The sequence below is a fragment of the Tenacibaculum litoreum genome (genome assembly GCF_964513915.1).
In the GTDB taxonomy this organism is placed as follows: domain Bacteria; phylum Bacteroidota; class Bacteroidia; order Flavobacteriales; family Flavobacteriaceae; genus Polaribacter; species Polaribacter litoreum.
In genome coordinates this window covers 479403-493562 of the sequence record NZ_CAZEQS010000003.1, presented here as the reverse complement: position 1 = coordinate 493562, position 14160 = coordinate 479403, and the positions used below count along the sequence as shown (strand labels likewise).

Sequence of the window (14160 nt, the reverse complement as noted above, 5' to 3'; positions counted from 1 at the left end):
AATAAAATAAAAATAAACCAATGAGTGTTTTAGTAAATAAAGATTCAAAAATTATAGTTCAAGGTTTTACAGGAAGTGAAGGAACTTTTCATGCAGGTCAAATGATCGATTACGGAACAAACGTAGTTGGAGGTGTAACTCCAGGCAAAGGAGGTCAAGAACATTTAGGTAAACCAGTTTTTAACACAGTTGATGAAGCTGTACAAAAAGCAGGAGCCGACACTTCAATTATTTTTGTACCACCAGCATTTGCTGCTGATGCTATTATGGAAGCTGCTGAAGCAGGAATTAAAGTAATTATTTGTATTACTGAAGGAATTCCTACAGCTGATATGGTTAAAGTAAAAGCATATATCGATCAGTTAGATTGTACTTTAGTTGGACCTAACTGTCCAGGTGTAATTACTCCAGAAGAAGCTAAAGTTGGTATTATGCCAGGATTTATTTTCAAGAAAGGTAAAGTAGGTATTGTTTCTAAATCAGGAACTTTAACGTATGAAGCTGCTGACCAAGTTGTAAAACAAGGATATGGAATTACTACTGCTATTGGTATTGGAGGAGATCCAATTATTGGAACTACTACTAAAGAAGCAGTTGAGTTATTAATGAATGATGATGAAACTGAAGCAATCGTTATGATTGGTGAAATTGGAGGTAACTTAGAAGCTGAGGCTGCTCGTTGGATTAAAGCTGATGGAAATCGTAAACCAGTTGTTGGTTTTATTGCAGGTCAAACAGCTCCAGCTGGTAGAACAATGGGACATGCAGGTGCTATCGTTGGTGGGGCTGATGATACAGCGCAAGCAAAAATGAAAATTTTAGCTGAAAATGGAGTACACGTTGTAGAGTCTCCTGCTAAAATTGGAGAAATGGTAGCAAAGGTTTTAGCATAATAAACACATACATATTAGAATAAATTCCCGTTTTTAACGGGAATTTATTTTTATATTTGACTTATTAAAACAACTAATAAATGAAACTTTTAGAAAATAAAACAGCAATTATTACAGGAGCTACTAGAGGTATTGGTAGAGGAATTGCATTAGAGTTTGCGAATCAAGGATGTAATGTTGCATTTACTTATAACTCTTCTGTAGAGGCAGCAACTGCTTTAGAAGATGAATTAAAAGAATTAGGAGTAAAGGCTAAAGGATATCAATCAAATGCAGCTGAATTTGATGCAGCTCAAGAGTTAGCAAAAAATGTTTTAGAAGAATTCGGAACTATTGATGTATTAGTAAACAACGCAGGTATTACCAAAGATAATTTGTTAATGCGTATTTCTGAAGATGATTTTGATAAAGTAATTGAAGTAAATTTGAAATCTGTTTTCAATTTAACTAAAGCAGTTATTCGTCCAATGATGAAACAACGTGCTGGTTCAATTATTAACATGAGTTCTGTTGTTGGGTTAAAAGGAAATGCTGGTCAAGCAAATTATGCAGCTTCAAAAGCAGGAATTTTAGGATTCTCAAAATCAGTAGCATTAGAACTAGGTTCTCGTAATATTCGTAGTAACGTAGTTGCTCCAGGTTTTATTGAAACTGAAATGACTGCAAAATTAGACGAAAAAGTAGTTGAAGGTTGGAGAAACGAAATTCCTTTAAAAAGAGGAGGAACTCCAGAAGACATTGCTAATGCTTGTGTATTCTTAGCATCAGATATGAGTTCATATATTACTGGTCAAACATTATCAGTTGACGGAGGAATGTTAACATAAAATTTGACTTACTATAAAAAGTAAAAAAGCCTGTATTATTTTTATAATACAGGCTTCTTCTATTTTAAGGGGTTGTGTTTGCTTGTAAGGGGGCAAGCACGAGGGGTTTGCCTTGGGGGACAATTTCTAAACTCAACTTAAAGGGGTATAAGTTTTAGGGGGAGTTTAGTTTTTAATGACTCATAAAATTCAAACGATTTGTTGGGGATACAAATACTGAGGGGTTATTTGAATTTCACAACTCATTAAATTCTTTGGGGATTTTTTAGGGAATCATTTATAGTATCATCTTTTTTTGTAATCTTCAAAGGTTCCATCATCGTATAGAACTAAAATATTTTTAATTTCTCTAAAAGCTTCTGATTCTTTTGGTTTTGAATGGCTCTCTGAGAATTGCGTATTTGATTTTTTTTCGGGTTCTTGGTCAAATACTGTATTTTCAGTGAACAGAGAAGGAGCCTCATTTTTCTCTATTTTAATCTCTTTCTCTTGGTTTTGTGTATTAGGAGGAAAACTACCTTTACCATATACTAACCAATTTAGGTCAACTTCATCAAAAGCCGTTTCAACTTTTATAATAAAATCTAAGCTCGGTTTATTTCTTCCTGATAATAGGTGAGAAATGCTAGATCTTGGAACATCAATTTTATCTGCAAAATTCGACGCCGATAAATTGTAATAATCTAATATCTGTTTTAGTCTTTCTATCATTTGTTTACTTATGTAAACATTAGGGGTTGTTTACAGTTGTAAATATAGGTTGTTTTATAATTGTAAACAAGTAAAATTTAATATTTTTTCAAAACTCTTTAAAACACAACCATTAAATACTTTAATAAAACCCACTTAAATAGCTGTAAAACAATAAATTACATATTTAGTATAAAGAAAGTTTATTGTTGTAGTAAAAATTAGTATTTACACTTGTAACTTTTTATATAGTTACTTTCTTGAGTTTATAAATGTAAAAACTACTCTTTTTTAATAAATAAGCTATACTTAAATAACTATTTCCCTTATTTAGTTGACTTAAACATCAAATCAATAGCTTTAATATAAATATTAATGATACTTAAGCTGTTTTTAGCTTATATACTTATGAATCAGGGTACAAACTATATAATACTTATAAACACACTTTAAATTGGCTATAAGTTGAATTAAATAGTCTTAGAATGCTTTTATAAACGTATAACCCTTTTAGAATTGAAGCAGTATTAGAGATTATTACAATTGTAACGGGTAATCTATTGTTAACAAATGTAAAATTCAAGATTTTAAGTTTACTTTTGTAAAAAAAAGAAAGCACCCTGTTTACAGAGTGCTTTTTTGCAGTTGAGAATATAGTATTCTACTTATTTTTTATTCTCTATCCATTTTCTTGCATTAACAAAAGCTTCTAACCAAGGAGAAACTTCATCTTGTCTGTCTTGTGGATAATTAGCCCAGTTCCATTGGAAAGTAGAACGTTCAATATGTGGCATTGTTACTAAATGACGACCAGTTTTATCACACATCATTGCAGTGTTATAATCTGAACCATTTGGGTTGTTAGGATATCCTTCATACCCATATTTAGCAACAATGTTATAATTGTCTTCAGTTTCTGGTAAATTGAATTTTCCTTCTCCATGTGAAATCCAAACTCCTAATTCAGTTCCTGCCAAACTAGATAACATCACTGAATTATTCTCTTGAACTTTTACAGATGTAAACGAACTCTCATGTTTTTTAGACTCATTGTGAAGCATCTTACCATGTTCGTTATGCTCTGGATTAATTAATTCCAATTCCATAAACAACTGACATCCGTTACAAATACCAACAGAAAGAGTATCTTCTCTTTTGAAGAAGTTTTTCAAAGCAGTGTTAGCTTTTTCATTATATAAAAATGCTCCAGCCCATCCTTTTGCAGAACCTAAAACATCTGAATTAGAAAAACCTCCAACAGCTCCAATAAATTGAATGTCTTCTAAAGTTTCACGACCAGAAATTAAATCTGTCATGTGAACATCCTTCACATCAAAACCAGCTAAATACATAGCATTTGCCATTTCACGTTCTGAGTTAGACCCCTTTTCACGAATGATAGCAGCTTTTGGTCTGTTAGTTACAGTACCAACAGTATCTGCAAGTTTACCTGTGAAATGAGTTGGGAATGTATATTTTAATGGTTGGTTTTTATAATTATCAAAACGATCTTTAGCTAAACCATTAGCCGTTTGCTTTTGATCTAATAAATATGAAGTTCTATACCAAGTATCTCTTAATTCAGCAATTGATAAAGCAAAAATATCAGATCCATTCTTAATATTTAATCGATCAGACTCAGTTACCGAACCAATTTTAAAGAATTCAACATTATTATCAGTTAAAGTTTGTTCTACAGAAGTATCAGCTGCTTGGAAAACAATTCCTGAGTTTTCAGCAAATAACAATTTGATACTATCAGCTTCATTTAAAGCAGATAAATCTAAATTGGCACCTACATTTACATTCGCAAAGCACAATTCTAATAGGGTAGTAATCAATCCTCCAGATGCAACATCGTGACCAGCAACGATTTTTCCTTCTTTAATTAAATTTTGTAAAACATTAAATGCCGATTTAAAGAACTCATTATTAGTAATAGTAGGAGCAGAGTTACCTAATTTGTTTACTATTTGTGCAAACGAGCTTCCTCCTAATTTAAAATCATCTTGTGATAAGTTGATATAATAGATGTCTCCTTTGTTTGGTTGTAAAACAGGTTCTATTACTTTAGTAATATCGTTACAGTTAGCAGCAGCAGAAATAACTACCGTTCCTGGAGAAATTACTTCTTCATTAGGATACTTCTGTTTCATTGATAAAGAATCTTTTCCTGTTGGAACGTTGATTCCTAAATCAATAGAAAAATCAGAAATAGCTTTTACTGCTTTGTATAAACGAGCATCTTCACCTTCATTTTTACAAGGCCACATCCAGTTTGCTGATAATGAAACCGATTGTAAACCATCTTTTAAAGGAGCCCATACTATATTTGTTAAAGCTTCAGCGATTGAGTTTTTACTTCCAGCTTCAGGATCAATCAACCCAGAAACAGGAGAGTGTCCAATTGTAGTAGCAATTCCTTCTTTACCTTTATAATCTAATGCCATTACACCGACATTATTTAATGGAATTTGTAATGAACCAACACATTGTTGTTTTGCTACTTTTCCACCAACACAACGGTCAACTTTATTAGTCAACCAATCTTTACAGGCAACAGCTTCCAATTGTAAAACTTGCTCTAAATATAGAGTAAAGTTTTCTTTAGAATACTCAACATCAGCATAATTACGTTCTACTGTTTTATCAGTCATAATTGTTTTCGGAGAACTACCAAACATATCTTCTAAAGCTAAATCCATTGGCTTGTTACCATTGGTTCTAGATTCAAAAGTAAAACGGTGGTCACCAGTAACATCACCTACTGTGTACATTGGAGAACGTTCACGATCAGCAATCTTATTAAGGGTGTCGATATGCTCTTCAGCAATTACTAACCCCATACGCTCTTGCGACTCATTTCCAATGATCTCTTTATCAGATAGAGTAGGATCACCTACAGGTAATTTATCTAAATCAATTTTTCCACCAGTGTCTTCCACTAATTCTGATAAACAGTTTAAGTGCCCACCAGCTCCATGATCGTGAATAGAAACAATAAAGTTCTCATCACTTTCTACCATACCACGAACTGCATTTGCAGCACGTTTTTGCATTTCAGGGTTTGAACGTTGAATTGCGTTTAATTCAATTCCTGAAGAAAACTCTCCTGTATCAGCAGAAGAAACCGCAGCTCCTCCCATACCAATACGGTAGTTTTCACCACCTAAGATTACTATTTTATCTCCTTCTTGTGGAGTATCTTTTAACGCTTGTTCTTTTTTACCATATCCAATACCACCAGCTTGCATAATAACTTTATCGAAACCAAGTTTGCGAGCATCTTCTTCATGTTCAAAAGTTAATACTGAACCACAGATTAATGGCTGTCCGAATTTATTACCAAAATCAGAAGCTCCATTGGAAGCTTTGATTAAAATGTCCATAGGAGTTTGGTATAACCATTTACGTTCATCCATTCCTTTTTCCCAAGGACGTTTCTCTTCTAAACGAGAATAAGAAGTCATATAAACAGCAGTACCTGCTAACGGTAACGATCCTTTTCCTCCAGCTAATCTATCACGAATTTCACCACCTGACCCTGTAGCAGCACCGTTAAACGGTTCAACAGTAGTAGGGAAGTTATGTGTTTCAGCTTTTAAAGAAATAACTGATTCAAATTCTTTCGTTTCGTAAAAATCTGGTTTGTCAGCACTTTTCGGAGCAAACTGTTCTACTTTTGGTCCCTTAATAAAAGCTACATTGTCTTTATAGGCAGAAACAATATCGTTAGGATTTTGTTTAGATGTTTCTTTAATTAATTTGAATAAAGAAGTTGGCATTTCTTCACCATCTATAACAAAAGTTCCGTTAAAAATTTTATGACGACAGTGTTCTGAATTTACTTGAGAGAATCCAAATACTTCAGAATCTGTTAGTTTTCTCCCAATTTTAGTAGCAACTTCTTCTAAATAAGTAATTTCTTCATCATTTAAAGCCAAACCTTCTTGCTCATTATAAGCGGCAATATCATCAATTTCTAAAATTGGTTCTGGTTGAATATCAATGGTAAACGTGTTTTGATGTAAACCATTAAATTTTTGAGAAATCATCGGATCAAAATCAGAAAAATCATCAGCTACTGCTTCAAACTCTTCTATTCGGATAATTCCAGAAATTCCCATGTTTTGTGTTATTTCAACAGCATTGGTACTCCATGGAGTAATCATTGCAGCTCTAGGCCCAACAAAAAAGGCGTCAAGAGACGCCGCATTTATTTTCGGTTGGTTGCCAAATAACCAAGTTAATTTCGAAATTGTTTCAGATGTTAATTCTTCTGTTGTTTGAACGGCAAAAACCTTGCTGTTTACGTTTCCAAAGAAATGAATCATTATTAGTTGTGTTTGTGTGTGTTTTTGAAAGGTGTAAATTTAGTTCTTTTGGATGAAATATGGGTATAAAAAAAGCAGCAAAATTTTGCTGCTTTTATTTATTTCTGATCAGGTATTCTGTTTCTTTCTATTTTACCTTTTTTTCCGGTTTTATAATTTTCGTAGCAGTTTAAAACAGCTTCTATTAATTGCAAGTCACTAGCTTTTTTTATAAAATATTCAGAGTAGTTACAGTCTGATAGAAGTTTGTTTAACTCAGCTCTATCCATTTCAAGATATTCCATCATAACTTCTCGATCAAATTTACCTGCTAACATTTTACGTAAATTGTCTTCCTTTTTTAGTTTTTTTAGCTTTTTAAGTTGTTTAGGCTTTTTGCCAAATAGATTATATACTAAATCAACAGGGTTTAACAGCTTAGCAATAGGAGAGGAAATTTTTTGAGGTCTTCCAACTTCATATGTTTGTGGTAATCCGTTAATATGTATTCTTGTAAAACGATCTTTTGGAACTTGTTTTATATCCACTTCTAAGACACCTATTAGTTTAGTTGATTTAATCACCACTTCTTTTACCTCTTCAGGCTTTTCTTCTAAAGATATAACAACTTCATTACCTTTTAAAAGGTCGTTAGTAACTTTTAACTTAATAGAGGCATAGCCTAGATAAGAAACTAACACAGTATCGTTTGCTTGAGCCACAAGATCAAAGAGTCCATTTTCATTGGTAATGGTACCAACTACACTATTAAGGTTTAAAATATGAGCTGCACTTAAAGGTTTTTTAGATTCGGAGTCTATTATTTGTCCTTTTAATTTGTCTTGTGCTTGAATAGACAGACTAAATACTATTGCTACTAAGAATAATAATTGTTTTTGCATAGGGCGAAAATAAGAATAATAGGCTTTGTACTCGTTAATAATATGTGAAATTACTTATTACTTACATTAAAGGAGTATTATTTATAAAAAACGTAATAATATAATATTTTATAATGATTAAAATTAAAAAAAACAGATAAAAAAGTAGGGAAAATATATTTAAGGATGTTTAATTACTCCTCGAGGTCATAATTAGTACAATGTTAAATTAAAAAATAAATAATGAAAAATCTAAAAATACTTGGATTAACCCTTTTTTCAATTATTTCATGTCAAAAAGACGATTTATTACATAATTCCGAAATAAATTTTAGCACAGAGCAAATAGCTCAATTTATAACATCAGATAAGCCAGATGGTATTCATAATTTAAATATCAAAGAACTACATGATAACACTTCCTTCAGAGCTAAAGGAGTAGCTGTTGAAGAAAACTGTGTAGATAAAGAAGTATCATTTACTCAAACAGATTCAGATTTCTTTATTCTAGACGCCAATAGCTCTTTATTATGGCCTGGTAATTTGGTAGCTGCGAGATCTATACAAGAAGGAGCCCCAGTGTCTATACCTATTTTTGGAGAAGACAGGAACCCTGTTGAAGTAAGAGTTAATGTACTATCAGGAACATCTGCTTCCACTTCAAGAATAATTGAAGAACCAACACCAGGAAAAGTGCAGGACAATTTAAACGCTATTTTAAATGCTTATTATAAGAGTGAGGCTAACTTTCCTGCTAGTTTTGATATTAGTATTCAAAGAATTCATGATGAAAAACAATTTCAACTATCTTTAAATGCAGGGTACTCTGGACCTAGTGTAAATGTGTCAGGTAGTTTTGGGTTAGATTTCTCTACTCAGAAAACTAGATATGCAGTTACTTTGAAACAACGTTTTTTTACAGCTTCAGTATCTCCTAAAGAAGGAATTATTGGAAACAATGGTTGGCTTAGTAATAATGTTTCTCCGGATAGGTTAAAACCGTATGTTACTGATTATTTAGAGGTAAGTGAAGATAAACAAAATCCATCTTCATATATAGAATCAGTAACTTATGGTAAACTATATACGTTAATTTACGAATCTAGTAGTAGTGCTAAAGAAGTTGAAGCAGCACTGAATTTTGCTTATAAATCAGTAGGAACAGAAGTAAATGCAGAATTAGAAGCTAGGTATAAGTCAATTTTTAGTGAATCTACTGTTAAAGTAAAGCAATTGGGAGGAAACGCTACTTCTGGAATAGCATCATCTTTAGCTGCTATGGCTAATAATTTAGATAGAGTTGTTGATTTTCTAAAAGAAGGAGCAGAGGTATCAGTTGATAATCCAGGATACCCTATCTCATATAAAGTGAATTATACCTATGATAATAGGCCTTTTAAAGTAAGCTCAAATTTAGAGTATACTATCAAAGAATGTGATTTAGTATATTATGATAAAATAAGAGTAGATCCAACTGATGTAGCATTATATGGAAGTGATCATGGAACTAGTGGAGGAGAACTTTTTGGTAGATTTTATGTAGAAAAGTATGATCAAGAATTAGGATCTTGGTATTTAGCAGGAAAGAAAATTTATTGGGGATACGGAATTGAAGATCATGTAGGTTTAGACTATTATAAATTTGGTCAAAAAAGAAGTGTAGCTGATGGAAAAGTAATTGACTTTATGGTAAAAGCTAAAGCAGGTGAGCGCTTTAGAATAGTTTCTGTAGTAGGTGAATGTGATTCTGGATGTTATGTTTATAGAGATGGAGTAAAGGCTTATAATGAATATGAGTATAATCTTAGTTCAAAGAAATGGGAAGATTATACAAGACATAATCCGTATGTAGATAATTATGCAGTAGGAGATGGTTTTCATAATCAAACATGGAATGGAGTAAGAACCATAGTTCAAGGAGATACCTGTTATTTAGATTATAACACATATATTTTAAACTAAATAATTAACTAGATAAATTTAATGCAAGGAGACTATATAGTCTCCTTGTCTTATTTGCATAAGATTTTTATTATTTGAATAGGGTTCTTATGGTATTTTGAATTCTACAGAAATAAAAAAAGCACAGTACATTAACGTACTGTGCTTTTTTATTGTGCACGTAACAGGAGTCGAACCTGCACTTCCGTTGGAAACAAGCCCCTCAAGCCTGCGCGTCTACCAATTCCGCCATACGTGCATAAATAAAAAAAGTTAAGCTTTAAAAAGCTTAACTTTTAGTGACCGGGCTGGGGCTCGAACCCAGGACCCTCTCCTTAAAAGGGAGATGCTCTACCAACTGAGCTACCCGGTCATTGCTTCTTTGTGAAAGCGGTTGCAAATATACAACTGTTCTTTAAATCAAAAAAGCTTTTTTATAATATTTTTTACTCATATTTGTAACTGCTTAATTACTAGTTTATGAAAATTGTATTATTAGGATATATGGCTAGCGGAAAATCGACAATTGGACGAATTTTAGCCGAAAAGATGCAAATTCCATTTATCGATTTAGATGATTATATAGAGAAAAAGGAAGAAAAAACGATTTCTGAGATCTTTGAGACGAAAGGAGAGATCTATTTCAGGAAGCAAGAACACATTTATTTAAAAGAACTTTTAGAAAAACAAGAAGATTTTATTTTGTCTTTAGGAGGTGGTACACCATGTTATGCAGGAAATATGGATGTACTATCAAGTTTTAATGATGCGAAGTCTGTTTATTTAAAAACAAGTATAAATACAATTGTAGATAGGTTAACGAACGAAAAAAGCAAACGTCCATTAGTAGCTCGTTTAAATAAAGAGGAGTTAGCAGAGTTTGTTGCTAAACATTTATTTGAAAGAAGTTATTACTATAACCAATCTAGTTATAAAGTTGATAATAAAAATAGAGATGAAACAGTGGAAGACTTATTATCTTTATTAAGTTAAGTAAGCAATTGTTTCGTTAGTTTTAAACTCTACGACTACGTGTTCTTTTATGGAAGTTGATAGAGAAATTCCTTTAAAATCAGCTTTTACAGGATATTTTTTATGATTTCTATTTACTAAAACAGCAGTTTTGAATCGTTTTAAGGGAACTTCTAAGAAATGCTTTACGCCATATATTAAAGTAGTTCCTGAGTTTAAAACATCATCTACTAAAACTAACGCTTTATTTTGGTATCCTTCACTATTAATAGAAGTAGTAATTGGACTAATAGGATTTTTCTTATTGATAAAAACTTTGCATAAAACTACTTTTATAGGAGAAATTTCACTTAATACATTTGAAATTTTTTCTGCTAAAAAATATCCATTATCAGCAATACCAGCAATAATAACTTCTGTTTCATTACTATTACTTTCATAGATTTGAAAGGCAATTCGACGAATTTTTTGTTCAACTTGAGTATTGTTTAAGATGATATTGTTCGTGTCAGTCATTTTATTTCGTTAGTTTTAACTTTGTTCAGGATTACAAATTAACATCATTTTTATTAGAATCGTCATAATAATCATCAATATCACGTCGATCTTTTTTGGTAGGACGTCCAGTTCCTTTTTTACGATAATAGTCCTTTGCGTATTTTAACAACTCAGTTTTTTCAAACTCTTCTTTAGGTGTTAAATCTTTTCTGTATAAATCAACCAATTTAGCCCCAACACGGTTAGGAGGGATGTCTAGTACTTTTATCTTATAGTTAATTTGATTTTTTCGGATAGTAATTTCTTCGTTTCCAAATATTTCTTTTGAAGGTTTTAAATTGGTGTCATTTATTTTAATATGCCCTTTTTTACAAGCTTCTGTGGCTATACTACGAGTTTTAAATAAGCGAATACACCACAAATATTTGTCAATTCTCATATAAAAAGTTAATTTTTATCGTTTCGTTTTTTACAAAGGTATAAAAATGGTAAATTGCGCGTTAAAATTTCAGAATTAAATGATAAAATTTAAACATCTAGTTTATACTGCTATAGTAGGTACTCTTTTATATGCATGTGGAAGTGATAGTAATTCAAGAGTAGATAATTTTGACCATGAAGCTCAAGCTATAATTGATAATGATTCATTGGTAGTATTTTTGAAGAACAACTATTATAATGAAACGTTAGATTCGGTTAAACCAATTACTAATGGCGAAACATCATTATTTGATGATGAAAATTTAGTGACTAAAGAAGTAACTGAAAATGATATTAATTATAAACTTTATTATTATGTAAATACGGTTGGTACTCCAGATGTTGACAAAGGTTTTCCAACAGTAATGGATTCAGTATATGCTAAATATAGAGGACAAAGAATAGTTAGAAGAGATAGTTTAAGTCCTGATTTTGATAAAAATACAGCTTGGTTTTCTCTAAATAGAGTAATTAAAGGTTGGACATATAGTTTTATTCACTTTAAGGGAGGAAATAATGTAACCAATGATGGACCAATTAAATATGAAGATGGAGGAAAAGGGATTTTGTTTATACCTTCTGGTTTGGCTTATGCCAATGTAAGTAGAACATCAATACCTCCTAATTCAATTTTATTGTTCTACATTGAGTTATGGGATTTAGTTCCTGGCACAGATGATGATCAAGATGGAATTGCTTCAATTGATGAAGACCCTGATGGTGATGGTAATCCTAGAAATGATGATACAGATAAAGATGGTGTACCTAATTATTTAGATACAGACGATGATGGTGATGGTGTTTTATCAAAAGATGAGGACAAAAATGGAGATGGAAATCCAGCAAATGACTTTAGTGATCCAAATAAACCTAATGTACCTGATTATTTAAATAGAGATATTTTTTAGGTATAAAAAAAAGTATAAAAAAAGCCGAAGTTTTAAACTTCGGCTTTTTTATGTTTAGAATTTAAAGAAGCTTTATAACCTGTATGATAAACCTACAATAATTTGATTCACACGAGTATCAAAATTTACATTCCCTACGTTAGAGTCTACAAACTCAGCTTCTGTATCAGACAAAGCTCTTTCCCAACGTATATCTAATCCTAATTTACCAAGCTCAACACCAGCTCCTAACTGTAAGCCAACAGAAAAACCATCAGAATCCACTTGTTTAAGATCTTCAATATTAAAATCAGAATCTAGAATATATTGAAAAGAAGGTCCTGTAAAGACATGTCCTACTTTCAAAAAGTTAAACCCTAATAAAACAGGTATATCTATTTTTTGAATCTCATAAGTGGTAGTTTTAGCTGTAAAACCAGCAGGCTCATAAGAAACTTCATTGCTTAGTTGAGTATATACTAATTCTGGACGAATATATAAACCAGTAGCAGGTAGTTTTATACGTAACCATGCTCCAGCATGAAAACCTGTTTTACTTTTTGCTCCATTAAAAACATCATCTTTTACATCAGCAAAAGAGTCTGAATTATAGTTAATACCTCCTTTTATACCTCCTTGGATTTGACTTTGAGCTAGTTGAACTCCTCCTAAGAAAAGGAAAACCATTAAAATTACTTTTTTCATTTTAGTTTAATTTATTTATTAATAATTGGGGTTATACTTAAATTTATTATAAAAAAATACATCACTTTAAACCTAAAAAGTGATGTATTTATTGTTTAATATCTTATGTTTTTATTTTCTAGAAATAACTTTTTCAACTGCTTTTACAATGGCTTCATCATTTAAACCATATTTTTTCATTAACTCAGCAGGAGTAGCAGATTCTCCAAAACTATCATTTACAGCAACAAATTCCTGTGGAGCAGGAGCGTTAGTTGCTAAACAACGAGCAACACTCTCTCCTAAACCTCCATACTTATTATGCTCTTCAGCTGTAACTACACATCCTGTTTTAGCAACAGATTTTAAAATAGCTTCTTCATCTAATGGCTTAATTGTATGAATGTTTATTACTTCAGCAGAAATACCTTTTCCTTCTAGTTGCTCAGCTGCTTGTAAAGCTTCCCAAACCAAATGACCTGTAGCAATAATAGTAACATCATTACCTTCAGTAAGCTGAATAGCTTTTCCTATTTCAAAAGGTTGGTCTGTCATAAAAACAGGAACACTTGGTCTACCAAAACGTAAGTATACAGGTCCTTCATGTTCAGCAATAGCTAAGGTAGCTGCTTTGGTTTGACTATAATCACAGGTGTTAATAACTGTCATGCCAGGTAGCATTTTCATTAGCCCAATATCTTCTAATATCTGATGTGTTGCTCCATCTTCTCCTAAAGTTAATCCTGCGTGAGAAGCGCATATTTTTACGTTCTTATCAGAATAAGCAACTGATTGACGAATTTGGTCATAAACTCTACCAGTTGAAAAGTTAGCGAATGTACCTGTAAAAGGGATTTTCCCTCCAATAGTTAATCCAGCCGCAATTCCTATCATATTTGCTTCAGCAATTCCTACTTGATAAAAACGCTCAGGGTGATTTTTAGCGAATTCATTCATTTTTAATGAACCTGTTAAATCTGCACATAGAGCTACAACATTTGGATTTTTTTGTCCTAACTCTGTTAAACCATCACCAAACCCAGATCGGGTATCTTTTTTTTCTGTGTAAGTATATTTTTTCATCAGTTTGTGTT

At 31.9% G+C, this 14160-nt stretch carries 12 protein-coding genes and 2 tRNA genes; 5 read left to right on the top strand and 9 right to left on the bottom strand.

Going from position 1 to position 14160, the window contains the following annotated elements:
* The first annotated feature begins 20 nt into the window (after positions 1-20).
* Both sucD and fabG read left to right on the top strand, forming a co-directional pair.
* The gene (gene sucD, locus ACKTTR_RS08335) at positions 21-893 is read left to right on the top strand and encodes a succinate--CoA ligase subunit alpha (RefSeq protein ID WP_099214339.1); all 873 of its coding nucleotides are present in this window, start codon (positions 21-23) and stop codon (positions 891-893) included.
* An 80-nt stretch (positions 894-973) separates the two neighbouring features.
* The gene (gene fabG / locus ACKTTR_RS08330; RefSeq protein WP_408027404.1) at positions 974-1720 is read left to right on the top strand and encodes a 3-oxoacyl-[acyl-carrier-protein] reductase; all 747 of its coding nucleotides are present in this window, start codon (positions 974-976) and stop codon (positions 1718-1720) included.
* A gap of 285 nt (positions 1721-2005) precedes the next feature.
* On the opposite strand, the gene ACKTTR_RS08325 is transcribed toward fabG, so the two are convergent.
* From ACKTTR_RS08325 to ACKTTR_RS08315, 3 genes are all read right to left on the bottom strand, one after another.
* Positions 2006-2431: a helix-turn-helix domain-containing protein gene (locus ACKTTR_RS08325; protein ID WP_408027403.1), complete on the bottom strand. Its 426-nt coding sequence runs from the start codon at positions 2429-2431 to the stop codon at positions 2006-2008.
* A 644-nt stretch (positions 2432-3075) separates the two neighbouring features.
* Positions 3076-6744: a phosphoribosylformylglycinamidine synthase gene (gene purL / locus ACKTTR_RS08320; RefSeq protein WP_408027402.1), complete on the bottom strand. Its 3669-nt coding sequence runs from the start codon at positions 6742-6744 to the stop codon at positions 3076-3078.
* Between the two features lie 98 nt (positions 6745-6842).
* Positions 6843-7625: a carboxypeptidase-like regulatory domain-containing protein gene (locus ACKTTR_RS08315; protein ID WP_408027401.1), complete on the bottom strand. Its 783-nt coding sequence runs from the start codon at positions 7623-7625 to the stop codon at positions 6843-6845.
* Between the two features lie 222 nt (positions 7626-7847).
* Between ACKTTR_RS08315 and ACKTTR_RS08310 the strand changes: the two genes are divergently transcribed.
* Complete coding sequence (locus tag ACKTTR_RS08310) at positions 7848-9566, top strand: thiol-activated cytolysin family protein (RefSeq protein WP_408027400.1); 1719 nt, start codon at positions 7848-7850, stop codon at positions 9564-9566.
* Between the two features lie 155 nt (positions 9567-9721).
* On the opposite strand, the gene ACKTTR_RS08305 is transcribed toward ACKTTR_RS08310, so the two are convergent.
* Together ACKTTR_RS08305 and ACKTTR_RS08300 are read right to left on the bottom strand one after the other, a co-directional pair.
* Positions 9722-9804 (bottom strand) — tRNA-Leu (locus tag ACKTTR_RS08305).
* Positions 9805-9845: 41 nt separating this feature from the next.
* Positions 9846-9918, bottom strand: a tRNA-Lys gene (locus tag ACKTTR_RS08300).
* A 107-nt stretch (positions 9919-10025) separates the two neighbouring features.
* On the opposite strand from ACKTTR_RS08300, the gene ACKTTR_RS08295 reads away from it, so the two are divergent.
* Positions 10026-10538, top strand: coding sequence for a shikimate kinase (locus ACKTTR_RS08295; RefSeq protein WP_408027399.1), 513 nt, complete (start codon positions 10026-10028; stop codon positions 10536-10538).
* Here ACKTTR_RS08295 and ACKTTR_RS08290 read toward each other — a convergent pair.
* Complete coding sequence (locus tag ACKTTR_RS08290) at positions 10530-11033, bottom strand: phosphoribosyltransferase family protein (protein WP_408027398.1); 504 nt, start codon at positions 11031-11033, stop codon at positions 10530-10532. The genes ACKTTR_RS08295 and ACKTTR_RS08290 overlap by 9 nt on opposite strands.
* 31 nt (positions 11034-11064) lie before the next feature.
* On the bottom strand, positions 11065-11454 hold the full coding sequence (locus tag ACKTTR_RS08285) for an RNA-binding S4 domain-containing protein (RefSeq protein ID WP_408027397.1): 390 nt from the start codon (positions 11452-11454) through the stop codon (positions 11065-11067).
* Positions 11455-11533: 79 nt separating this feature from the next.
* Here ACKTTR_RS08285 and ACKTTR_RS08280 point away from each other — a divergent pair, with 79 nt between their 5' ends.
* Entirely contained in the window at positions 11534-12403 is an 870-nt protein-coding gene (locus ACKTTR_RS08280) for an FKBP-type peptidyl-prolyl cis-trans isomerase (RefSeq protein WP_408027396.1), read from the top strand.
* A 72-nt stretch (positions 12404-12475) separates the two neighbouring features.
* Here ACKTTR_RS08280 and ACKTTR_RS08275 read toward each other — a convergent pair whose 3' ends face one another.
* Positions 12476-13087 carry a porin family protein gene (locus ACKTTR_RS08275; protein WP_408027395.1) on the bottom strand — a complete coding sequence of 204 codons (612 nt, stop codon included), beginning with the start codon at positions 13085-13087 and terminating at the stop codon, positions 12476-12478.
* Between the two features lie 111 nt (positions 13088-13198).
* Positions 13199-14149, bottom strand: coding sequence for a transketolase family protein (locus tag ACKTTR_RS08270; RefSeq protein ID WP_408027394.1), 951 nt, complete (start codon positions 14147-14149; stop codon positions 13199-13201).
* Between the last annotated feature and the right edge of the window lie 11 nt (positions 14150-14160).

Excerpts from the sequence above, each read along its gene's own strand:
- sucD (WP_099214339.1), top strand. The coding sequence starts at position 21 with ATGAGTGTTTTAGTAAATAAAGATTCAAAAATTATAGTTCAAGGTTTT.
- fabG (WP_408027404.1), top strand. The coding sequence starts at position 974 with ATGAAACTTTTAGAAAATAAAACAGCAATTATTACAGGAGCTACTAGA.
- ACKTTR_RS08325 (WP_408027403.1), bottom strand. The coding sequence starts at position 2,431 with ATGATAGAAAGACTAAAACAGATATTAGATTATTACAATTTATCGGCG.
- purL (WP_408027402.1), bottom strand. The coding sequence starts at position 6,744 with ATGATTCATTTCTTTGGAAACGTAAACAGCAAGGTTTTTGCCGTTCAA.
- ACKTTR_RS08315 (WP_408027401.1), bottom strand. The coding sequence starts at position 7,625 with ATGCAAAAACAATTATTATTCTTAGTAGCAATAGTATTTAGTCTGTCT.
- ACKTTR_RS08310 (WP_408027400.1), top strand. The coding sequence starts at position 7,848 with ATGAAAAATCTAAAAATACTTGGATTAACCCTTTTTTCAATTATTTCA.
- ACKTTR_RS08295 (WP_408027399.1), top strand. The coding sequence starts at position 10,026 with ATGAAAATTGTATTATTAGGATATATGGCTAGCGGAAAATCGACAATT.
- ACKTTR_RS08290 (WP_408027398.1), bottom strand. The coding sequence starts at position 11,033 with ATGACTGACACGAACAATATCATCTTAAACAATACTCAAGTTGAACAA.
- ACKTTR_RS08285 (WP_408027397.1), bottom strand. The coding sequence starts at position 11,454 with ATGAGAATTGACAAATATTTGTGGTGTATTCGCTTATTTAAAACTCGT.
- ACKTTR_RS08280 (WP_408027396.1), top strand. The coding sequence starts at position 11,534 with ATGATAAAATTTAAACATCTAGTTTATACTGCTATAGTAGGTACTCTT.
- ACKTTR_RS08275 (WP_408027395.1), bottom strand. The coding sequence starts at position 13,087 with ATGAAAAAAGTAATTTTAATGGTTTTCCTTTTCTTAGGAGGAGTTCAA.
- ACKTTR_RS08270 (WP_408027394.1), bottom strand. The coding sequence starts at position 14,149 with ATGAAAAAATATACTTACACAGAAAAAAAAGATACCCGATCTGGGTTT.